This window comes from Ruegeria sp. CF2, assembly GCF_056537385.1.
This window is the reverse complement of sequence record NZ_JBQFRL010000001.1, coordinates 1,178,325-1,199,319: the sequence shown is the minus strand read 5'-3', so window position 1 is coordinate 1,199,319 and position 20,995 is coordinate 1,178,325. Positions and strand designations below refer to the sequence as shown.

At 60.3% G+C, this 20,995-nt stretch carries 21 protein-coding genes and 1 tRNA gene; 15 read left to right on the top strand and 7 right to left on the bottom strand.

Annotation, left to right across the window (positions count from 1 at the left end; all coding sequences use genetic code 11):
* Positions 1-80: 80 nt before the first annotated feature.
* From ACR0IR_RS05920 to ACR0IR_RS05900, 5 genes are all read right to left on the bottom strand, one after another.
* Positions 81-743, bottom strand: coding sequence for a hypothetical protein (locus ACR0IR_RS05920; RefSeq protein WP_170363440.1), 663 nt, complete (start codon positions 741-743; stop codon positions 81-83).
* Between the two features lie 744 nt (positions 744-1,487).
* Complete coding sequence (gene typA, locus ACR0IR_RS05915) at positions 1,488-3,305, bottom strand: translational GTPase TypA (RefSeq protein WP_170363441.1); 1,818 nt, start codon at positions 3,303-3,305, stop codon at positions 1,488-1,490.
* Positions 3,306-3,379: 74 nt separating this feature from the next.
* A complete protein-coding gene (locus ACR0IR_RS05910; RefSeq protein WP_170339109.1) occupies positions 3,380-3,715 on the bottom strand; it encodes a DMT family transporter in 336 nt (111 codons plus the stop codon).
* Positions 3,716-4,079: 364 nt separating this feature from the next.
* Positions 4,080-4,325, bottom strand: coding sequence for a hypothetical protein (locus ACR0IR_RS05905; protein ID WP_093962100.1), 246 nt, complete (start codon positions 4,323-4,325; stop codon positions 4,080-4,082).
* On the bottom strand, positions 4,325-4,978 hold the full coding sequence (locus ACR0IR_RS05900; protein ID WP_093962099.1) for an alpha/beta hydrolase: 654 nt from the start codon (positions 4,976-4,978) through the stop codon (positions 4,325-4,327). The genes ACR0IR_RS05905 and ACR0IR_RS05900 overlap by 1 nt, the downstream gene beginning before the upstream one ends.
* A 178-nt stretch (positions 4,979-5,156) precedes the next feature.
* Between ACR0IR_RS05900 and iscR the strand changes: the two genes are divergently transcribed.
* The 10 genes from iscR to ACR0IR_RS05850 all read left to right on the top strand — a co-directional run bounded on the left by iscR (position 5,157) and on the right by ACR0IR_RS05850 (position 12,970).
* A complete protein-coding gene (gene iscR, locus ACR0IR_RS05895; RefSeq protein WP_093962098.1) occupies positions 5,157-5,615 on the top strand; it encodes a Fe-S cluster assembly transcriptional regulator IscR in 459 nt (152 codons plus the stop codon).
* A 56-nt stretch (positions 5,616-5,671) separates the two neighbouring features.
* Positions 5,672-6,715, top strand: coding sequence for a cysteine desulfurase family protein (locus ACR0IR_RS05890; RefSeq protein ID WP_170363442.1), 1,044 nt, complete (start codon positions 5,672-5,674; stop codon positions 6,713-6,715).
* A gap of 18 nt (positions 6,716-6,733) precedes the next feature.
* Entirely contained in the window at positions 6,734-8,254 is a 1,521-nt protein-coding gene (gene sufB, locus ACR0IR_RS05885) for a Fe-S cluster assembly protein SufB (protein WP_170339113.1), read from the top strand.
* Positions 8,254-8,451 (top strand): hypothetical protein, encoded by a 198-nt coding sequence (locus tag ACR0IR_RS05880; protein WP_170363443.1) that lies wholly within the window; start codon positions 8,254-8,256, stop codon positions 8,449-8,451. The genes sufB and ACR0IR_RS05880 overlap by 1 nt, the downstream gene beginning before the upstream one ends.
* A 48-nt stretch (positions 8,452-8,499) precedes the next feature.
* Positions 8,500-9,255 carry a Fe-S cluster assembly ATPase SufC gene (gene sufC, locus ACR0IR_RS05875; protein ID WP_170357887.1) on the top strand — a complete coding sequence of 252 codons (756 nt, stop codon included), beginning with the start codon at positions 8,500-8,502 and terminating at the stop codon, positions 9,253-9,255.
* Positions 9,255-10,535, top strand: coding sequence for a Fe-S cluster assembly protein SufD (sufD, locus tag ACR0IR_RS05870; protein ID WP_170363444.1), 1,281 nt, complete (start codon positions 9,255-9,257; stop codon positions 10,533-10,535). The genes sufC and sufD overlap by 1 nt, the downstream gene beginning before the upstream one ends.
* Entirely contained in the window at positions 10,535-11,020 is a 486-nt protein-coding gene (locus ACR0IR_RS05865) for a YIP1 family protein (protein WP_170363445.1), read from the top strand. The genes sufD and ACR0IR_RS05865 overlap by 1 nt, the downstream gene beginning before the upstream one ends.
* Positions 11,017-11,583 carry a Yip1 family protein gene (locus ACR0IR_RS05860; protein WP_170363446.1) on the top strand — a complete coding sequence of 189 codons (567 nt, stop codon included), beginning with the start codon at positions 11,017-11,019 and terminating at the stop codon, positions 11,581-11,583. Before ACR0IR_RS05865 ends, ACR0IR_RS05860 begins: the two co-directional genes overlap by 4 nt.
* Before the next feature lie 11 nt (positions 11,584-11,594).
* Entirely contained in the window at positions 11,595-12,815 is a 1,221-nt protein-coding gene (locus tag ACR0IR_RS05855) for a cysteine desulfurase (protein WP_170363447.1), read from the top strand.
* Between the two features lie 78 nt (positions 12,816-12,893).
* Positions 12,894-12,970: transfer RNA gene (locus ACR0IR_RS05850), tRNA-Arg, on the top strand.
* Between the two features lie 131 nt (positions 12,971-13,101).
* On the opposite strand, the gene mepK is transcribed toward ACR0IR_RS05850, so the two are convergent.
* Complete coding sequence (mepK, locus tag ACR0IR_RS05845; protein WP_170338571.1) at positions 13,102-13,671, bottom strand: peptidoglycan L,D-endopeptidase MepK; 570 nt, start codon at positions 13,669-13,671, stop codon at positions 13,102-13,104.
* Between the two features lie 354 nt (positions 13,672-14,025).
* On the opposite strand from mepK, the gene ACR0IR_RS05840 reads away from it, so the two are divergent.
* The 4 genes from ACR0IR_RS05840 to ACR0IR_RS05825 are packed head-to-tail and all read left to right on the top strand — an operon-like array spanning position 14,026 to position 18,273.
* Entirely contained in the window at positions 14,026-15,636 is a 1,611-nt protein-coding gene (locus ACR0IR_RS05840) for a L,D-transpeptidase family protein (protein WP_170363448.1), read from the top strand.
* A gap of 37 nt (positions 15,637-15,673) precedes the next feature.
* On the top strand, positions 15,674-16,765 hold the full coding sequence (lpxD, locus tag ACR0IR_RS05835; RefSeq protein WP_170363449.1) for a UDP-3-O-(3-hydroxymyristoyl)glucosamine N-acyltransferase: 1,092 nt from the start codon (positions 15,674-15,676) through the stop codon (positions 16,763-16,765).
* Positions 16,766-16,797: 32 nt separating this feature from the next.
* On the top strand, positions 16,798-17,055 hold the full coding sequence (locus tag ACR0IR_RS05830; RefSeq protein WP_093962086.1) for an acyl carrier protein: 258 nt from the start codon (positions 16,798-16,800) through the stop codon (positions 17,053-17,055).
* A gap of 9 nt (positions 17,056-17,064) precedes the next feature.
* The gene (locus ACR0IR_RS05825; protein WP_093962085.1) at positions 17,065-18,273 is read left to right on the top strand and encodes a beta-ketoacyl-[acyl-carrier-protein] synthase family protein; all 1,209 of its coding nucleotides are present in this window, start codon (positions 17,065-17,067) and stop codon (positions 18,271-18,273) included.
* 52 nt (positions 18,274-18,325) lie between these two features.
* Here the strand turns inward: ACR0IR_RS05825 and ACR0IR_RS05820 are convergent, their stop codons facing one another.
* Entirely contained in the window at positions 18,326-18,937 is a 612-nt protein-coding gene (locus tag ACR0IR_RS05820) for an invasion associated locus B family protein (RefSeq protein WP_170363450.1), read from the bottom strand.
* Positions 18,938-19,405: 468 nt separating this feature from the next.
* Between ACR0IR_RS05820 and ACR0IR_RS05815 the strand changes: the two genes are divergently transcribed.
* Entirely contained in the window at positions 19,406-20,953 is a 1,548-nt protein-coding gene (locus ACR0IR_RS05815) for a helicase HerA-like domain-containing protein (RefSeq protein ID WP_170363451.1), read from the top strand.
* Positions 20,954-20,995 lie beyond the last annotated feature (42 nt).

The window sequence follows — 20,995 nt, the reverse complement described above, 5'->3', positions numbered from 1 at the left end:
CTTGAAGGCTCCAGCAAAAAAGGGCGATGAATTCATCGCCCTTTTTCATTTGTATGCCAGATTGCCATTGAAACGTGGCATCACGACCAAAGGCGGTTAGTCCTCGTCATTGTTGGCGTTGTTGCCCTGACCAGGGCTTGCGCCTTCCGGTCCATTTCCGCCGCCATTATTACCGTTAACGCCACCGCCGTTACCGTTGCCATTGCCGCCGCTTGAGCCGCCGCTATCGCCGCCTCCGGATCCACCGTCGCCGGAGCCGCCACCGTCACCGGAGCCGCCACCGTCGCCGGAGCCGCCACCGTCACCGGAGCCGCCACCGTCGCCGGAGCCGCCACCGTCACCGGAGCCGCCACCGTCACCGGAGCCGCCACCATCACCGGAGCCGCCACCGTCACCGGAGCCGCCACCGTCACCGGAGCCGCCACCGTCACCGGAGCCGCCGCCGTCGCCGGAGCCGCCACCATCACCGGAGCCGCCACCGTCACCGGAGCCGCCACCATCACCGGAGCCGCCACCATCACCGGAGCCGCCACCATCACCGGAGCCGCCACCGTCACCAGAGCCGCCACCGTCACCGGAGCCACCGCTAGAGCTGCCGCCGCTCGAGCTGCCACCGCCGTCGCCGGACCCACCGCTGGAGCTGCCGCCGCTCGAGCTGCCACCGCCGTCGCCGGACCCACCGCTGGAGCTGCCGCCGCTGGAACTGCCACCTCCGTCACCGGAACCACCACTGGAGCTGCCACCAGACCCCCCTGGAGGCGCTGGCGGTGCAGGATTGCCACCGCTGGAGCCGCCGCTGGAGCTACCACCGCTGGAGCTGCCGCCACCGGTTGGGGTAACGCCGCTTCCGCCAGAGGAACTCCCACCGCTCGAGCTGCCGCCTGAAGAACTACCACCCGGGTCCGAAGGGCCGTCGCCGGATCTTTGTTCCACTGTTCCAATCGACGCGGTCGGGAAATCCGTCAGTACGGCCGCAAATGCCGGGCAGGTCTGCAGAGTTCTGGCAAGAATGTCTTCAAAATCGGCACGACGCTGGATGTAACGCAGCATCCGTGCATCCACGACCGTACAGGCACACAGGGTTTCTGTGGAAACCGACTGCCGGGCTGTCTGGATCGTACACTTGCCCGCGGCGGCGACAGGCCCACCGGAAATCAGAGGCAATGAAGCTGAAGCAAATACTATTGTCAGTAGACGGGATTTGATGCGCATATCGCGCCTCCTTACACTCGTTAAACTCATCACCGAACAACCTGGCGATGACATACTTTGAACACAAATACACCCCTATCACGTCGCATTTTCAAGGGCAACACCGCGATAGCAATGCGGAATTAACTCATCTTATGGACGAAATTGCTGGCAAAACAAAAGGGAAGCCATGAACCATTCATGGCTTCCCTGAGAAAACACTGTTTCAGATGGACGCAAAAATGTCACATTCGCGCCATTGTTTCCGACCCGTCCAAAATCGAACGGACCGGGGGTCAGGCTGACTTGGCCATACGCTTGCGTTCGTGCGGATCAAGGAACCGCTTTCTCAGTCGGATCGCGTTCGGGGTTACTTCGACCAGCTCATCGTCGTCGATGTAAGCAATGGCCTCCTCCAGCGAGAACTGGACATGCGGTGTCAGGCGAACGGCATCGTCCGAGCCGCTGGCCCGCACGTTGGTCAGCTTCTTGCCTTTCAGCGGGTTCACCTCAAGGTCATTGTCCCGCGAGTGTTCGCCGATGATCATGCCCTGATACACATCGGTCTGGGGGCCGACGAACATCCGCCCACGCTCTTCCAGGTTCCACAGCGCGTATGCGACGGCCTGGCCGTTCTCCATCGAGATCAGAACGCCGGCGCGCCGCCCGGGGATCGGGCCCTTGTGCGGTGCCCAGCCGTGGAACACGCGGTTCAGAACGCCGGTGCCGCGGGTGTCGGTCAGGAATTCACCGTGATAGCCGATCAGGCCACGCGACGGGACATGCGCAATGATGCGGGTTTTGCCAACTCCTGCGGGGCGCATCTCAACCAGCTCGCCCTTGCGCGCGCCTGTCACCTTTTCGATGACTGCGCCCGAGAATTCGTCATCCACGTCGATGGTGACTTCCTCGATGGGCTCCAGGCGTTGGCCGTCTTCCTCGCGGAACAGAACCTGCGGGCGCGAGATGCTGAGCTCGAACCCTTCGCGACGCATATTCTCGATCAGAACGCCCATCTGCAGTTCACCGCGGCCCGCGACCTCGAAGGCTTCGCCGCCGGGGGTGTCCGTGATCTGGATCGCCACGTTCGATTCGGCCTCTTTCATCAGGCGGTCGCGGATGACGCGCGACTGGACCTTCTTGCCGTCACGCCCCGCCAAGGGCGAGTCGTTGATGCCGAAGGTCACAGTGATGGTCGGCGGGTCAATCGGCTGGGCGGGCAGGGCCTCGACCACCTGGGGCGCCACCAGCGAATCCGCGACGGTGGCCTTGCTCATGCCCGCGATGGTTACGATGTCGCCCGCTTCGGCAACGTCGATCGGTTGCTGGCTGAGACCACGGAAGGCCAGGATCTTGGTGGCCCGGAAATTCTCGATCAGCTTGCCGTCACGGCTGAGCGCTTTGAGGCTGTCACCCGCCTTGAGCGTACCGCTTTCCACACGGCCGGTCAGAATGCGACCGATGAACGGGTCGCTGCCCAGAGTGGTCGCCAACATGCGGAAGGGTTCATCCTTGCGCTCAGCTTGTTTGGGGGCGGGAACGTGGTCGACTACCAGGTCGAACAGAGCGGACAAGTCCTTGCGCGGGCCGTCCAGTTCCATGTCGGCCCAGCCCGACCGCCCCGAGGCGTACATGGCCGGGAAATCCAGCTGGTCATCGTCGGCGCCGAGGTTGGCGAACAGGTCAAAGCATTCGTCCAGGGCGCGGTCGGGCTCGGCATCGGGCTTGTCGACCTTGTTCAACACCACGATCGGGCGCAGGCCCAGCGCCAGCGCCTTCGAGGTCACGAACTTGGTCTGAGGCATCGGGCCTTCGGCGGCATCAACCAGCAGCACAACACCGTCGACCATGCTGAGGATACGCTCGACCTCGCCGCCGAAATCGGCGTGTCCGGGGGTGTCGACGATGTTGATGCGCGTGCCTTTCCACTCCACGCTGGTGGCCTTGGCCAGAATGGTGATGCCGCGTTCACGTTCGAGATCGTTGCTGTCCATGGCACGCTCGGCCACGGCCTGGTTTTCCCGGAATGCACCGGATTGTTTCAGAAGCTCGTCCACCAGGGTCGTTTTACCGTGGTCCACGTGAGCGATGATTGCGATGTTGCGCATGTCCATGAGGTCAGCCTTTGAACGGGAAGTTGCCGCGCGCATAACGCGGCGCGGCACAAGTTACCAGCCCTAACGCGCGATCAGTGGCCCGCAGTTTGCGAAAAGAGGTGGATGACCAGAATGCCGCCCAGAATCATCGCAAGGCCCAGAACCGCGGGCCAGTCCAGCCGTTGGCCGAAAACCACAAAGCCGATCAGCGCAATCAGAGCGATGCCAAGCCCGGACCAGATCGCATAAACGATGCCGACGGGCATTACCTTCAGCGTCAGCGCCATCAGGTAGAAGGCAAAGCCATAGCCCACCACCACCAGCACCGAGGGCCAGAACCGGGTAAATTGCTGGCTGGCCTGCAATGCGGTCGTTCCGATTGTCTCGGCAATAACGGCGAGAAGGAGGATCAGGTAGGCGTGGGGCATGGTTCTTGAACCCTTGATGCATCTGCTGGGACGTTGAGCACAGAATTCAGAAACGGCGCAAGGAAATTCAGGCAGCCGCCCCTTTCGTTGGTTCACCTAGGGTCAGGTAAACCCGACTATGGCAAGGCCGGAAAGCGTGTAAACTAATCCACGTTTTCGATTACTTTTTTAACGAGTGTGTTTCATGACGACATTTGCAAAAACGGTCGTGTTTGCTTCGGCAATAATCGTGGCGATTGGGTGGCTTGCTGACGGGGGGTCCGTCGATACTGACGCAGCCAAATTGGTTGATAGGTCAAGCGCAACAACAGTTTGAACGCCACGAATGAAACGAAAAAGGAGCCCGCGGGCTCCTTTTTTGCGCCTATTGCTTTTCGATCGCCTTCACCTTGGACCGGTGATCCGACAGCCTCTTGATCAGGAATTGCCGCGCCTTGCGCTCGGCCAACCGGACGCGGATTTCGGTAAGGAAAGCCTCCTCAAGCGATTGGGAGGCTGCGCCCAGCACGTCACCGACTTCGACGTAGAACCGATCCTGGCCGGTTTCGTCCATGACCTTCATCGTATCCTCGGCCAGTTTCGCCGCGAGAATGGTGATGGTGTCGGACATCAGCGTGTGTTCTCGGTCAGGCGGCGTTTGACGTAGTCGGTCACGTTGGTCATCAGCGTATCCATGTGCTCACCCTGGAAGAAGTGGTCGGCTCCTTCAACCTCGGTATGGGTGATGGTGATACCCTTCTGCTCGTGCAGCTTTCCGACCAGTGCGGTGGTGTCCGCCGGCGGTGCCACCCGGTCAGCCGTTCCGTTGATGATCAGCCCGGACGAGGGGCAGGGGGCAAGGAACGAAAAATCATACATGTTCGCGGGCGGCGACACGCTGATGAAGCCGGTGATCTCGGGGCGACGCATCAGCAACTGCATGCCGATCCAGGCTCCGAACGAAAAGCCTGCAACCCAGCAATGTTTCGAGTTGTTGTTCATCGACTGCAGATAGTCCAACGCCGATGCCGCGTCGCTGAGTTCTCCGACTCCCTGGTCATACTCGCCCTGGCTGCGGCCGACGCCCCGGAAATTGAAGCGCAGGACCGTAAAACCCATGTTGTAGAACGCGTAGTGCAGGTTGTAGACGACCTTGTTGTTCATGGTCCCGCCGAACTGGGGGTGCGGGTGCAGCACGATGGCGATCGGTGCGTCTTTTTCCTTTTGGGGGTGGTAACGGCCTTCCAGTCGGCCTTCAGGTCCGGGAAAAATCACCTCGGGCATGTGTGCGGTTGTCCTGTCTTTTTCTCGCGGGCGCCGGGATATACTTGACGGTTATCGTCAGGCACCTTAGAACGGTTCTAATTGAGTATCGAAGCGTGAACACGCTGTCAGTCGGAGATACGCACTGACCGCGGCGACGTCAATGTTTTCACGCGGTTCAAGCCACGAGGATCGAAGAATGAAGCTGTCAACCAAGGGCCGTTACGCGATGGTTGCGTTGGCGGACATCGCGCTTCAGCCCGCCGACACGCTGGTGACCCTGGGAGAGATTTCCGAGCGTCAGGACATTTCGCTGCCCTATCTGGAGCAGCTGTTCGTCAAGCTGCGCCGTGCCGATCTGGTTGCATCCGTGCGCGGGCCGGGCGGCGGCTATCGTTTGGCGCGGCCGGCGTCGGAGATCCGCGTGGTCGAGATTCTGTCAGCAGTGGATGAAACAGTTGATGCCATGCACAAGGGGGCCGGGGCTTCGGGGGGATCCTCGGGCAGCCGGGCGCAGTCGCTGACCAACCGCCTGTGGGAAAGTCTCAGCGCGCATGTCTACGTGTTCCTGCACCAGACACGCTTGTCCGATGTGATCCAGAACGACCTTGCGCCGTGTCCAGCGGTGCCTGGGCTGTTCTCGGTCGTGGATGATTGACCGATGAGCGGATTGGGACTCTCGAAGCGTGTGGCCGTGGATGAAAAGGTGACTCCATGAAACGTGTTTACCTGGATCACAACGCCACGACCCCGCTGCGCCCCGAGGCGCGCGACGCAATGATCGCCGCGATGGAGGTCTGCGGGAACCCCTCCTCGGTCCATGCCGAGGGGCGGGCGGCCAAAGCCGTCATCGAAAAGGCGCGTGCTCAGGTGGCGGCGGCCTTTGGGGCGGATGGAGCCGATATCGTGTTCACATCCGGGTCGACCGAAGGGGCGGCGCTGGCCTTGGAAGGGCGCGACCTGCATGGCGCGGCGATCGAACATGATGCCGTAAGGGCCTGGACTGTCGAGGATTTGCCAGTTTCGCACCAAGGCGTTGTCACCGTAGCCGACCCGGCTCGGTCCACGTTGCAGCTCGCCAATTCTGAAACCGGACTCATTCAGACATTGCCCAAGGGTCTGGCGGTCACCGATGCAACGCAGGCGTTCGGGAAACTGCCGATCGCGTTCAACTGGCTGGATGTGCAGATCGCGTTGGTCTCGGCGCACAAGCTGGGCGGGCCAAAGGGTGTGGGCGCCGTTGTGATGAAACGCGGCACCGATCTGGAGGCCCAGATCAAGGGCGGCGGGCAGGAAATGGGTCGCCGGTCGGGGACGGAAAATGTCATTGGAATCGCGGGGTTCGGCGCTGCGGCTGAAGCGGCGGCGCGAGATCTGGCAAACGGAGTTTGGGAAAAGGTTGCAGAACTTAGAAATATTCTAGAAAAGGCCCTTGAGGCTGGTTCTAAATCTACTATTTTTGTCGGGAAAGATCAGGATCGGTTGCCCAACACTCTGTGCTTTGCGACGCCCGGCTGGAAGGGCGAAACGCAGGTGATGCAGATGGATCTGTCGGGCTTTGCGATCAGCGCCGGTTCGGCCTGCTCCAGCGGCAAGGTGAGGGCAAGCGCGGTACTGACCGCGATGGGATATGACGAGGCCACGGCGGCCAGCGCGATACGCGTTTCGCTGGGCCCCGAGACGAGTGAAGAAGACGTGCTGCGTTTCGCCGAAACGTGGCTGGAAAAAGAGAAAAAGCATCGCGCGCGGGCCGCGTGATCTGACGGAGGGTGGAACATGGCCGCTTTGGACCAGACCCAGGTAAAAGAAGGTGTCGATCAGGAAACCGTTGACGCGGTGCGCGAGGTCGGAACCTACAAATACGGGTGGGATACGGATATCGAGATGGAATACGCGCCCAAGGGCGTGAACCCCGATATCGTCAAACTGATCTCGGAAAAGAACGAAGAGCCCGAGTGGATGACCGAATGGCGTCTGAAGGCCTTCGAGCGCTGGACCCAGATGGAAGAGCCCAAATGGGCCATGGTCCACTATCCTGAAATCGACTTTCAGGACCAGTATTACTACGCCCGGCCCAAGTCGATGGAGACCAAGCCCAAGTCGCTAGACGAAGTCGACCCCAAGCTGCTGGCCACTTACGAAAAGCTGGGTATCCCGCTGAAAGAACAGATGATTTTGGCAGGCGTCGAGGGCGCTGAGGATGCCCCGGCCGAGGGCCGCAAGGTCGCCGTGGATGCGGTGTTCGACTCGGTTTCGGTGGGCACGACCTTCCAGGCTGAGCTGAAGAAGGCCGGCGTCATCTTCTGCTCGATCTCCGAGGCGATTAAGGAGCACCCCGAACTGGTCAAGAAGTATCTGGGCTCGGTTGTTCCGGTGTCGGACAATTTCTACGCCACGCTGAACTCGGCCGTATTCTCGGACGGCTCGTTCGTCTATGTGCCGCCCGGCGTTCGCTGCCCAATGGAACTGAGCACCTATTTCCGCATCAACGCGGAAAACACTGGCCAGTTCGAGCGGACGCTGATCATCGCCGACAAGGGCTCGTACGTGTCCTATCTGGAAGGTTGCACCGCGCCGCAGCGTGATACCGCGCAGCTGCACGCCGCAGTGGTCGAGATCATCGTCGAAGAAGACGCCGAGGTGAAATATTCGACCGTCCAGAACTGGTTCCCGGGGGATGAGAACGGCAAGGGCGGCATCTACAACTTCGTTACCAAGCGTGCCGATTGCCGGGGTGACCGGTCCAAGGTGATGTGGACGCAGGTCGAGACCGGCAGTGCCGTAACGTGGAAATACCCGTCCTGCATCCTGCGGGGTGATGACAGCCAGGGTGAGTTCTACTCGATCGCCATCACCAACAACATGCAGCAGGCCGATACCGGCACCAAGATGATCCATTTGGGCAAGAACACCAAGTCGCGCATCGTGTCCAAGGGCATCAGCGCGGGCAAGGCCCAGAACACCTATCGCGGGCTGGTGTCGATGCACCCCAAGGCCAAGAACAGCCGGAACTACACCCAATGCGACAGCCTGCTGATCGGCGACAAATGCGGGGCGCACACCGTTCCGTATATCGAGGTCAAGAACAACAGCAGCCGGGTCGAGCACGAGGCCACAACCTCGAAGGTCGATGACGATCAGCTGTTCTATTGCCGCCAGCGCGGCATGGACGAGGAAGAGGCCGTGGCGCTGGTGGTCAACGGTTTCTGCAAGGACGTGCTGCAGGCGCTGCCGATGGAGTTCGCCATGGAAGCCCAGCAGCTGGTCGCGATCTCGCTGGAAGGCTCGGTCGGCTGATGGCTCGCTCGCCGCGCACCCGCAGGGATGATGTCCTGACCGCGGCGTCTTATGCGCTGCCTGTTCTGGGCGGCTTGCTGGGCGTGGCCTATGTCAACGTCAACTACACCGATTTCATCAACCCGGTCTGGGCAATCGGCGGCGGGGCGGTCCTGGGATGGATCGCGGCGCGGCTGCTGCGCAGGATGCTGGGATAGGAACAGACCGGGGCCGGCGCGTCCCGACGATACGCAAAAGGACAAATCATGCTGGAAATCAAGAACCTGCACGTCAAACTTGAGGAAGAGGAAAAGCAGATCCTCAAGGGCGTGGATCTGACGGTCGAGGCCGGCAAGGTGCACGCGATCATGGGGCCGAACGGCTCGGGCAAATCGACGCTCAGCTATGTGCTGTCGGGCCGTGACGGGTATGAGGTCACCGAGGGTTCGGCGACTCTGGATGGCGCCGACCTGCTGGAGATGGAGCCGGAAGAGCGTGCCGCCGCCGGCGTGTTCCTGGCGTTCCAGTACCCGGTCGAGATCCCGGGCGTGGGCAACATGACGTTCCTGCGCACCGCCGTGAACGCCCAGCGCAAGGCGCGCGGCGAGGAAGAACTCTCGGCCGCGGATTTCCTCAAGCTGGTGCGCGAAAAGGCCAAGTCGCTGAAAATCGACGCCGACATGCTGAAACGCCCCGTGAACGTTGGTTTCTCGGGTGGCGAGAAGAAGCGCAACGAAATCCTGCAGATGGCGATGCTCGAGCCCAAGATGTGCATCTTGGACGAGACCGACTCGGGCCTTGACGTGGATGCCATGAAGCTGGTGGCCGAGGGCGTGAACGCGCTGCGCGACGAAGGCCGTGGGTTCCTGGTGATCACCCACTATCAGCGTCTGTTGGACCACATCAAACCCGACGTGGTGCACATCATGGCCGATGGCCGGATCGTCAAGACTGGCGGGCCCGAGCTGGCGCTGGAAGTCGAAAACAACGGTTACGCCGACATTCTTGCCGAGGTGAACTGATGGCCTTGCCCGACGTGAAACAATCCGCGACCGAGGCGCGGCTGGCCACGCTGCGCATGCCCGAAGCCGGCTGCACCCGCGACGCACGCGAGGGGGCCCTGGCCCGCCTGCGCGCCATGGGTTTGCCCGGGCGGCGCGACGAGTATTGGAAATACACGCGTCCCGATACGCTTACCGCGCCCGAGGCCCCGGCGGCCGAGGTATTCCACACCGACGAGCCGATGGTCTTTGACGGGTTCGACCGCCTGAAGATCGTCTTCGTCGATGGTGTATTTAGCCCCGAGGACAGCGATGACCTGACGCTGGAAGGCGTGAGCATCGACCGGCTTGAAGATATCTGCTGCAAGGACATCCACTGGGCCAAGCAGCTGTATGGCGTGCTCGAGGAGCGCGGTCAGACCCCGGTTCAACGCCCGTTGGCGGCCTTGAACACCGCCTTTGCGCAAGACGGCGTGGCGATCCACGTGACCGGCAAGCCGTCCAAGCCGATCAGTCTGGTCTATCGCCACGACTCCGAAAGCTCGGACGCGATCCTGCACCACGTGATCCGCGTGGAGAGCGGCGCCGAGGTGACGATTCTCGAGAATGGCCCGGCGGCCTCGCGGTTCAACAAATGCATCGAGATCGACATCGCCGATGGCGGCGCGCTGCACCATGTCCGGGCGCAGGGCAGGGACCATCAGCGCCGTGCCGCGACGCATATGTTCACCCGGCTGGGCAAGGACTCCGTCTACAAATCCTTCACCCTGACCGTGAATGGTGTGCTGACGCGCAATGAACAGGTGGTCGAACTGACCGGTGACGATGCGGTGGCGCATGTGGCCGGTGCCTGTGTGGGCGATGGCGACTTCCACCATGACGACACGGTGTTCATCACCCATGACGCGGTGAACTGCGAAAGCCGTCAGGTGTTCAAGAAGGTTTTGCGCAACGGCGCGACCGGCGTGTTCCAGGGCAAGATTCTGGTCAAGGAAGGAGCCCAGAAGACCGATGGCTACCAGATCAGCCAGTCTTTGCTGCTGGATGACGACAGTCAGTTCCTGGCCAAGCCCGAGCTTGAGATCTATGCCGACGACGTGGCCTGTTCACACGGGTCGACCTCGGGTGCGATCGACGAGACCGCGATGTTCTACCTGCGCTCGCGCGGGGTTCCGGCCAAGGACGCGACCAACATGCTGACGCTGGCCTTTTTGGCGGAAGCCGTTGAAGAGATCGAAGACGAAGCGCTGGCCGAGGACATCGTCTCGCGGCTGGAAGGCTGGTTGGCGCGGCACAGCTGATGCCGGTGACCACCGATATCGTCGCCTCGTATCGCGGGCCCGGTCGGGTGGTGCGTCGGCTGCTGGACATGGGCCCGCGCGAAGACCGCGCGCTGGCCTTTGTCATGGCGTTCTGTGTGATTGGCTTTATTGCGCAGTTGCCCGGCCTTGCGCGCCGCGCCCATCTTGAGGGGCTGGACCTGAACATGCTGATGGGTGGGGCCCTGCTGGGGTCGGTCTTCATTCTACCGTTGCTGCTCTACGTCCTTGCCTGGGGGAATTATCTGATTTCTCGCATGTTCGGCGGTGCAACCACGTCCTATCAGGCGCGGCTTGCGCTGTTCTGGGCTCTGCTCGCCTCATCACCGCTGGTGTTGTTGAACGGGCTGGTGGCTGGTTTCATCGGTCCGGGCCCTGTCCAGACGCTGACCGGGGCCCTGTGGGTTGCGGTATTCGTCTGGTTCTGGTTTTCCGGTTTTTCTCAAACACGAAGGGTGCCGGCATGAACGCCGCATTTCTGGGACATCTGGCCGTTCTGACACTGGCAAATCCGGCCGAGGCGGCAAGGCGTCTGTTGGCCGGAGTACCCGGTCGGGATGTGCTTTGGACAGCGCTGGCATTGGTCGTTGTCCTGAACGCTTTGTCTCAATCACTATCGACCCTTGTGTTTCCGGCGCTTGATCCATCTCTGGATATGGCGTTTGAACCGGTCGTGCAGTCGATGGCGACTTCGGCCGGAGCCGTTCTCTTGGGCATCTTCGCGTTTCATTTTGTCGGCAGGATGATTGGCGGCACCGGCAGCCTGGACGGTATGATGCTGCTGATGGTCTGGCTGCAATTCCTGCAGATTCTGGGCCAATTGATCATCTTCGTCATGGTGATGGTCGCGCCGACTATGTTCCTGATCCTCGTATTGGGGATGAGCCTGTACAGCCTCTACATCAGCCTGCATTTCATCAATCAGGCGCACCATTTCGACTCGCTGGGCAAATCCTTTGTGGTCATCCTCATCTCGGGATTGCTGGCGATACCTTTCGTCCTGTTGATGACCCCAAGCGGGCCTGTTTAGGGATTTCGATCATGTATGACGTCCAGAAAATCCGCGCCGATTTCCCGATCCTCTCGCGTGAGGTGAACGGGAAACCCCTGACCTATCTCGACAACGGGGCCTCGGCGCAGAAACCTCAGGTGGTGATAGATGCAGTCACCAATGCCTATGCGCACGAGTATTCGAACGTGCATCGCGGATTGCACTACCTGTCAAACCTAGCGACCGAAAAATACGAATCCGTGCGCGGGACCGTCGCCCGGTTTTTGAATATCGCGAATGAGGATGAGATCGTCCTGAATTCCGGGACGACCGAGGGGATCAACCTTGTCGCATATGGGTGGGCCATGCCACGGATGCAGGCCGGCGATGAAATCGTTCTGAGCGTCATGGAGCATCATGCCAACATCGTACCCTGGCATTTCCTGCGCGAACGCCAGGGCGTCGTTCTGAAATGGGTGGACGTGGATGCAAGTGGTGCGCTGGATCCGCAGGCCGTGATCGACGCCATCGGGCCCAAGACCAAACTGGTGGCGGTGACCCAGTGTTCCAACGTTCTGGGTACCGTGGTTGACGTAAAGACGATTACCGAAGGCGCCCATGCCAAAGGCGTGCCTGTGCTGGTCGACGGAAGCCAGGGCGCGGTTCACATGCCGGTGGATCTGCAGGATATCGGGTGTGATTTCTACGCTATCACCGGGCACAAGCTGTACGGCCCCTCGGGATCTGGCGCGATCTTCATCAAATCGGAACGCATGGCCGAGATGCGCCCCTTCATCGGAGGAGGCGATATGATCAAGGAGGTGTCGAAAGACACGGTGATCTACAACGATCCGCCGATGAAATTCGAAGCCGGCACTCCGGGTATCGTCCAGACAATCGGCATGGGCGTTGCGCTGGACTACATGATGGGTTTGGGGATGGATAATATCGCGGCCCATGAGGCGGGCTTGCGCGACTACGCAATGCAGCGCCTGACCGGGCTGAACTGGCTGCAGGTTCAGGGGACGACGCCCGACAAGGCTGCTATCTTCAGCTTTACGCTGGATGGTGCGGGCCACGCGCACGACGTATCCACCATTCTCGACAAGAAGGGCGTCGCGGTTCGGGCGGGGCACCATTGCGCCGGACCGTTGATGGATCATCTCGGGGTTACGGCCACCTGCCGCGCGAGTTTTGGTTTGTACAACACAACCGATGAGGTCGACACGCTGATCGATGCGCTGGAACTGGCGCACGAATTGTTTGCCTGATTGTTCGTCGCTAAACCGCATTCCGACATGCAAAATCCAGTTGCACCCGGATCGGAACAAGGTTAGCTAACGGCCAACGCACCTGTAGCTCAGCTGGATAGAGCGCTGCCCTCCGAAGGCAGAGGCCAGAGGTTCGAATCCTCTCAGGTGCGCCACTTTCTGTCAGAATTTCAAGGCGTAGCGCTTCTGCGCCTGTGTCCGCCACTGCCGGATGGGCGCTGCGCAGCAAAAAGCCCCGGGCAGTGATGCGCCGGGGCCTTTTGCGGGGTTGGTGAGTGGTAGTGTATTAGCCGCGCCAGGAGCGAACGTCGCCGCAATCCATGTGCACGAAATTTGATCCATAGTACTGGCCGACACCGCCGGCACGGCACGAAATGGCTGCCTTGGCCATCTGTGAGACCGAGCGGGAGGCAAGCCGCAGATCCGCAGCCTGGCCTTTGACGTGGAGAGAGTTCTTGGCGACACCGCGCGACCGGCGGCGCAGCATGGCGTTGGTCTGCGGAGAGCGGTAGCCCGACAACAGCATGTAGGGCTCGTTCACATCCAGAAGGTTGTGGGCCGCGGCCATGATGTCGATCGTGCGCAGATCCATGTCCTTTGACTGATCGGTGCGCCAGTCACGCATGAAGTGGTTGATTTCCTTGACCGCGTCTTTGACGTATTTGCCATCGACCCAGTAGATCATGTCCAAACGCTCGCCGGTACGACCCGAATACATACGGATCCTGCGGATGTCTCCACCCCCGCGAAGGAAGCCTGCTGCGTTTGAGTAGGTTGGTGCTGCAACAACTGCCGTTGCCGCGAATGCGCCCAATAGGGCACGCCGGGTCATCCCCGAGGTACTGCTCTTGGTCATAGCGTGTTTCGTCCCGTACAGTTCCTGCCTGCACACGATGTTACGTGCGCTTTCTTAATTCTTTCCCATCCCAGATGCGGATTTTATGCCACAGAGGGATTCTTGCGCCAAGTGATCTTTTGGTCTTGTGCCTTCTTACGGGGAATTTTCGGCGAAAATCTGCGCAAGTGACAAAAAATGTGGCGAACAGGCCTGAATCCCTTTCGTTTTTTTCCAGACGATGCAAACGCGCATCAGGGGGCCAGCGGTGTGATGTGCTGTTGGAAATGTGAGTGGACAATCCCCCGACGCGTGAAACATAATTGTCGGGCGCAAAAACTAGTGTTCCAAGTTATTGAAAACCAAGGCTATCCCATGAATTCTGTCCGTCGGACCTGTACGATTTTTCTGTTTGCCGCAAGCATCGCCGTGTCGGCCACATCCGTTCCGGCGGCTCCGACCCAGCCTGAGAGTTTCGCCTTTCGGATGGCTGTCGCGGAAAGTGCAGGGACAACCCCGGAAATCGCGTCCTTTTACCGAGAACAGGAGTTCGCGCCGATTTGGGTCGGTGCTACCTCTGGTCACGCGGCACGCCGATCGGCACTTATCAAAGCATTGTCCCATGCTCAGATGCACGGACTTCCGGCCGAACGATATGACGTTGACGGCCTGATGGCGAAGATGCAGAGCGCTCGGTCAAACCGCGATCTCGGAGCGCTTGAAGCGGCACTGAGCGAGGCGTTTGTCCGCTATGCACAGGATATTCAGTCCGGGCTGCTGCGCCCGGCTCAGATCGACGCTGGCCTCGTGCGTGCGGTCGAACGGAGGCCGGCCTCGGAACATCTTGCGGCGATGATGAAGTCCACCGACGGCTCTTATCTCGCGCAGCTTCCGCCGCAGTCCAGTCAGTACCGGGCGCTGCTCAAGCAGAAGATGGCGCTGCAGTCACTTAACGAACACGGTGAATGGGGGCCGACCGTACCAACCGGAAAATACGAACGCGGCGATACGGGGCCGAGCGTCATAAAGCTGCGTAACCGTCTGGTTGCGATGGGGTTCCTCAAGCCTACGGCCAGCCCGGAATATGACGAGTCCATTGTGGCAGCGGTGCAAGCCTTCCAACGCGCCCATGGACTTGAACCAGATGGTGTCGCTGGCCAGGGAACGATTGCCGAAATCAACCGTTCACCTTCTGACCGGCTCAAGGCGGTGATGGTTGCGATGGAACGTGAACGCTGGCTCCCTCGCGAGAGGGGTGCACGGCATGTTCTGGTCAATCAGGCCGACTTTTCCGCGAAAATCGTCGATGATGGTCGGGTGACATTTGAAACACGTGCGGTGATCGGCAAAAACACCAGCGATCGTCAAAGCCCCGAGTTTTCGGATGTGATGGAGCACATGGTGATCAATCCCAGCTGGCATGTGCCGCGCTCGATCATCACCAAGGAATACCTGCCGAAGTTGCGGGCCAACCCCAATGCCGTCCGGCATCTTGAGATCACCGATCGGCGTGGACGGCAGGTGAACCGCAATGCGGTGGACTTCAACCAGTTCACGGCTCGCAGCTTCCCGTTTGCGATGCGCCAGCCTCCGGGGCAGAGCAACGCTCTGGGGCTGGTCAAGTTCATGTTCCCCAACAAGTACAACATCTATCTGCACGACACCCCGCAGAAGAGCCTGTTCGCACGCGAAGTACGCGCCTTCTCTCACGGGTGCATTCGTTTGGCGCAACCTTTTGATTTCGCATATGCTTTGCTGGCAAAACAGGAAGAGGACCCCAAGGCCTTTTTCCACAGGGTGCTGGGTACCGGGCGTGAAACCAAGGTTGACCTCAAACAGCCGGTTCCGGTTCATCTGATTTACCGCACCGCGTTCGTCGGGCCGAAGGGCGATGTGCAGTATCGGCGCGATGTCTATGGTCGGGACCAAAAGATTTGGGATGCCCTGCAGAAAGCAGGGGTGGCCCTGCCGAACGTTCAGGGGTAAGCACAGGGCGCAAAATCCTGCGACAAGGAAGCCCGCGATGCAGTTCACCTTACAGCAAATCGCCGATGCTCTGGGGGCGCCGGCCGAGGGAAACACCAGCCTGACTATTCTGAGGGCGGCCGAGCCCAAGGATGCCGGTCCGACCGATCTGGCTATGGCGATGGCTCCGAAATACGCCGAAGCTCTGGCTGAGGGTCAAGCGCGCTGTGCCGTTCTGTGGGAGGGTGCTGACTGGCGCGCACTGGGTCTGGAGGGCGCCGTGTTCGTCGGCCGCCCCCGTATGGCAATGGCCGGAATTACCACGATGCTGGACCGGGGGCAGGGTGTGGCACCCGGGATCCATCCCTCGGCGGTCGTGGACCCGACGGCCGAGATCGCCGGAGATGTGTCCATCGGGCCTCTGGCCGTTGTCGGCCCCCGGGCCCGCATCGGGTCCGGAACGGTGATCGGCGCCCAGTGCCACGTTGGTATGGATGTCGTCTTGGGCCAGAACTGCCTGTTGCGCGAGATGGTCAGCATCGGCGCGCGTGCCATCATCGGCGATCGCTTTATTGCGCAACCCGGAGCCAGGATCGGCGGGGATGGGTTCAGCTTTGTCACGCCCGAGGTGTCGGGTGTGGAAAACGTGCGCAAGACCATGGGCGACGCCGGAGACGCCAAGGCGCAGAGCTGGTTGCGCATCCATTCGCTCGGTGCGGTCCAGATCGGCAATGATGTCGAGGTTGGCGCGAACTGCACCATCGACAACGGTACGATCCGCAACACCGTCATCGGAGACGGTTCCAAGTTGGACAATCTTGTTCATGTCGGGCACAACACCCAGGTCGGCAGAGACTGTCTGCTGTGCGGTCAAACCGGAGTGTCCGGTTCGGTCGAGATCGGCAACAACGTGGTTTTGGGTGGCCAGACCGGAGTCGTCGACAATATCTTCATTGGTGACGGCGTGATCGCGGGCGGCGGAACCAAGATACTTTCGAATGTCCCGGCAGGTCGTGTGATCATGGGCTATCCGGGCGTGAAAATGGAAACGCACACCGAAATCTACAAGGCACAGCGTCGGCTTCCACGCATGGCCCGTGACGTAGAGGCGCTTAAAAAGACGGTTTTCAAACCCTCGTCGAGCGATTAAATCAACCGCAACGCGACAATCAGGGGAACGACATGAGCATCAGCGACCGCGTCATCGCAATCATTGCAGAGCAGGCCGTGCTGGAGCCGTCCGACGTGACGCCCGAAAGCTCTCTGGAAGATCTCGGAATCGATAGCATGGGCCTGGTTGAGAGCATCTTTGCCATCGAGGAAGAATTCGACATCTCGATCCCCTTCAACGCCAACGAACCGACGGCAAGCGATTTCGACATCTCGAATGTTGCAGCGATCATTGCCGGGATCGAAAAACTGGTCGCGGAAAAGGTCTGATCCGCGGTCATGAAACGGGTTGTCATTACCGGCGCTGGCACGATCAATTCGCTGGGCCATTCCGTGCCCGACACCCTGGAAGCGATGCGCGAAGGTCGTTGCGGCATTTCCGAGCTTGAATTTCGTGACGTCGACCGACTGAGCATCAAAATTGGCGGCCAGGTCCGTGGGTTCGAGGCCGAGGGCAGGTTCAATCGCCAGCAGATGGCGCTGTATGACCGTTTCACGCAATTCACTCTGACTGCGGCCAAAGAGGCGATCGACCAGTCGGGGCTGGAGTTTCACGGCGAATTGGCCGTTCGGTCGGGGGTCGTTCTGGGAACGGCCGGCGGTGGTGTTTCCACCTGGGATGACAACTACCGCTCGGTCTACGAAGACGGGAAGAACCGGGTCCATCCATTCGTCGTGCCGAAGCTGATGAACAACGCGGCGGCAAGCCACATTTCGATGGAGCACAACCTCAAAGGTCCCAGCTTTACCGTTTCGACGGCCTGTGCATCGTCCAACCACGCGATGGCGCTGGCATTCCAGATGGTGCGCAGTGGCGCCGCCCCGGCGATGATTACCGGTGGGTCGGAATCCATGTTGTGTTTTGGCGGGGTCAAGGCCTGGGAAGGCCTTCGGGTTATGTCGAAGGACGCGTGCCGGCCGTTCAGCGCAAATCGCAATGGCATGGTTCAGGGCGAGGGCGCCGGTGTGTTCGTATTCGAGGAATACGAACATGCGCGTGCTCGCGGCGCTGAAATCCTATGTGAGGTTGCGGGCTATGCGATGTCTTCGGACGCGACGGATATCGTGATGCCCAGCAAACAGGGCGCGGCACGGGCCATGGCCGGGGCGCTGAAGGATGCGGGGCTGAACGCAAGTGACGTGGGCTATATCAACGCCCACGGCACCGGAACCGCCGCCAATGACAAGACCGAATGCGCAGCAGTCGCGGATGTGTTCGGACGCCATGCCGACGATCTGATGATCTCGTCGACCAAATCCATGCACGGCCACCTTATCGGCGGAACCGGCGCGGTTGAACTGTTGGCCTGTATCATGGCCGTCCGTGACGGCGTGATAGCGCCGACCATAGGGTACGAAGAACCCGACCCGGAATGCGCTTTGGACGTCGTACCAAACGAGGCGCGCGAAGCCGAGGTGAATGTGGCATTAAGCAACGCCTTTGCGTTTGGCGGTCTGAACGCGGTATTGGCCCTCAAGAAGGTATGAAAAAAAAGCCGCCATCGGATGATGGCGGCTTTGGTCATTCATTCTGGCGTGATCAGTTGGTGTTGACCTGCAGGCCGTCAAAGGCAGCGGTAAATCCGCTCAGCGACAGATCCATGTTGATAACCTGATCGGGCGCGCGTGCGGGCACCAGTGAAATGGTAGCCTTCGTTCCCGCTTTCATCGCGTCAATGTCGCCCTGCGTCAGACCCAGCTGCGCAACACAACCGACCGGAACACAGTGATGATAGTTGTACAGCTTGCGAGGTGCGCCATCGATCGAGATGGCCAGTTGTGCTTGCAGCAGAGTTTCCAGAGGAACAATGACGTTCGCCCAGGCCGCGGCGGCACCACCGGCGGGCAGCTTGCCAACGGTGATCTCGGCCAGAGGTTCATTCTGCGCACCGTTGAGAATCTGAACCATCGCACAGGGGTCATCGCCGGATTGCGCCTTGATGCAGGAGATCTCCCAGTCGCCAGACTTCTCTCGGACATATTGCTCGCCGACACGCGGGCCGCTTTGACCCAGATCCAGGTCGGAGCCGGTATCCGTGGTCTGACCGGCTTGGCTCTGCTCTTGAGTTTCAGTCGTGGCTTCCTGGGCGAACGCGCCTGAGCCCAGCAATGCAGCCGTTACCAGGGTGGCTGGAACAAGTTTGGTGATCATCAGTGCCTCATTGTGCTGATACAGCTTTTTCAAACGTCTCTAGCATTCCTGCTCGGCCATGTCAGTTGCAAAGCGCGCGCCACACGCGGGATTGGACGGATTTTCGCCGACCCATCGTAGGCAACCTGAAGTGACGCCTGGAAGCCTTTGAGTACAAACGACAAAGGGAGCCGTACGTGCGGCTCCCTTCAATCAATGTATCTCCCCGTCGGACTGGCCGACTTAGTTATGCCCGAACGTTACGAGAGGCGAACCCAGTGGTCAACTGCAAACAGCGAAATTTAATGTTTCCACAAGCAGAAACTTGGAAATTTCAAAAAAAGGGCTGTGCCCGAAAGCACAGCCAGTCGACAGGGAGGAAGTTTGCCCACCACACGAGGGAATTGCGAGGCGGGCAAAATCACTATCGCAGTCAAAGGTTAAGTTTGTATGGTGGTGCCGGGACGCTAAGTTTTGGGACGTATCAATATGACGGAAAACGTTTTTGTCGGCGGTGGCGGTGTTGATTACAAGCAGCCGCAGGGTTTGACGCTGAAATATGCAAACCGGCACGGCTTGATTGCCGGTGCAACGGGGACGGGCAAGACCGTGACCCTGCAAATCCTGGCCGAAGGGTTCTCGCAGCAGGGTGTTCCTGTTTTCCTGTCTGACGTCAAAGGTGACCTGTCCGGACTGGCGCGTCCCGGCAGCCCCGATCACAAGTTGCATCAGGCCTTCATGGACCGTGCCCAGCGTATCGGGTTTGCCGATTACTCCTATGCCGCGTGCCCGGTCACGTTCTGGGATCTGTTTGGTGAGCAGGGCCACCCTGTTCGGACAACGGTTACCGAGATGGGACCGCTGCTGTTTTCCCGGCTTCTGGACCTGAGCGAAGCGCAGGAAGGTGTGCTGAACATCGCCTTCCGGGTTGCGGATGAAGAGGGAATGCCGCTGCTGGATCTCAAGGACTTGCAGGCTCTTCTGGTCTGGATTGGTGAAAACCGGTCGCAGCTGTCCCTGCGCTACGGAAATGTCTCGACCGCTTCGATCGGTGCCATACAGCGACGATTGCTGGTGTTAGAAAACCAAGGCGGCGCACGGCTGTTTGGTGAGCCCGCGCTCGAACTGTCGGATTTGATGCGCCTGGATGAAAACGGCCACGGGATGGTCAACATCCTTGCTTCTGACAAGCTGATGGGCGCGCCCGGGCTGTATGCCACGTTTCTTTTGTGGCTGCTGAGCGAACTGTTCGAGGAACTGCCCGAAGTCGGCGATCCCGACAAGCCCAAGCTGGTCTTTTTCTTCGACGAAGCCCATCTGCTGTTCGACGATGCGCCCAAGGTTCTGGTGGACAAGGTCGAGCAGGTCGCGCGATTGATCCGATCCAAAGGCGTTGGGGTTTACTTCATTACTCAGAACCCGGCCGACATTCCCGAAGATATCCTCGGGCAGTTGGGCAATCGCGTCCAACATGCTTTGCGCGCCTTCACCGCGCGGGATCGCAAGAATTTGCGGCTGGCCGCGGAAACCTATCGGGAAAACCCGGCCTTCGACACGGAAACCGCGATCCGGGAGGTCGGAGTGGGCGAGGCGTTGACCTCGATGCTCGAACGAAAGGGCGCCCCCGGTATGGTCGAGCGAACATTGATACGTCCACCGGGTTCACAACTGGGCCCGATTACCGACGCCGAGCGCAAGGCTGTGATGGAGGCGTCTCCGATGGCCGGAAAGTACGAAACGCTTCTGGATCGCAAATCGGCATTCGAAATCCTGCAGGCGCGCGCGGCCAAGGCCGCGGCCGAGGCCGAGGAAGCCGAACCCGAGGAGCAAGACGACACCCGGTCGGTGTCCGAGCGGGAGTATTCGGCGGCGCGCAGATACAGCGGCAGCAGAGTAGGGCGATCGTCTGCACGATCGGTCCGAAAGCAAGACAGCTTTGCCTCTGCCATGAGCGAGGCAGTCATCAAAGAGCTGAAAGGAACCACAGGACGCCGCATCGTTCGCGGCATTCTGGGCGGGCTGTTTCGCAACCGTTGAGTTTCATCGCCCTGCCAGCCGGAACTGGCTGGGCGTGCCGCG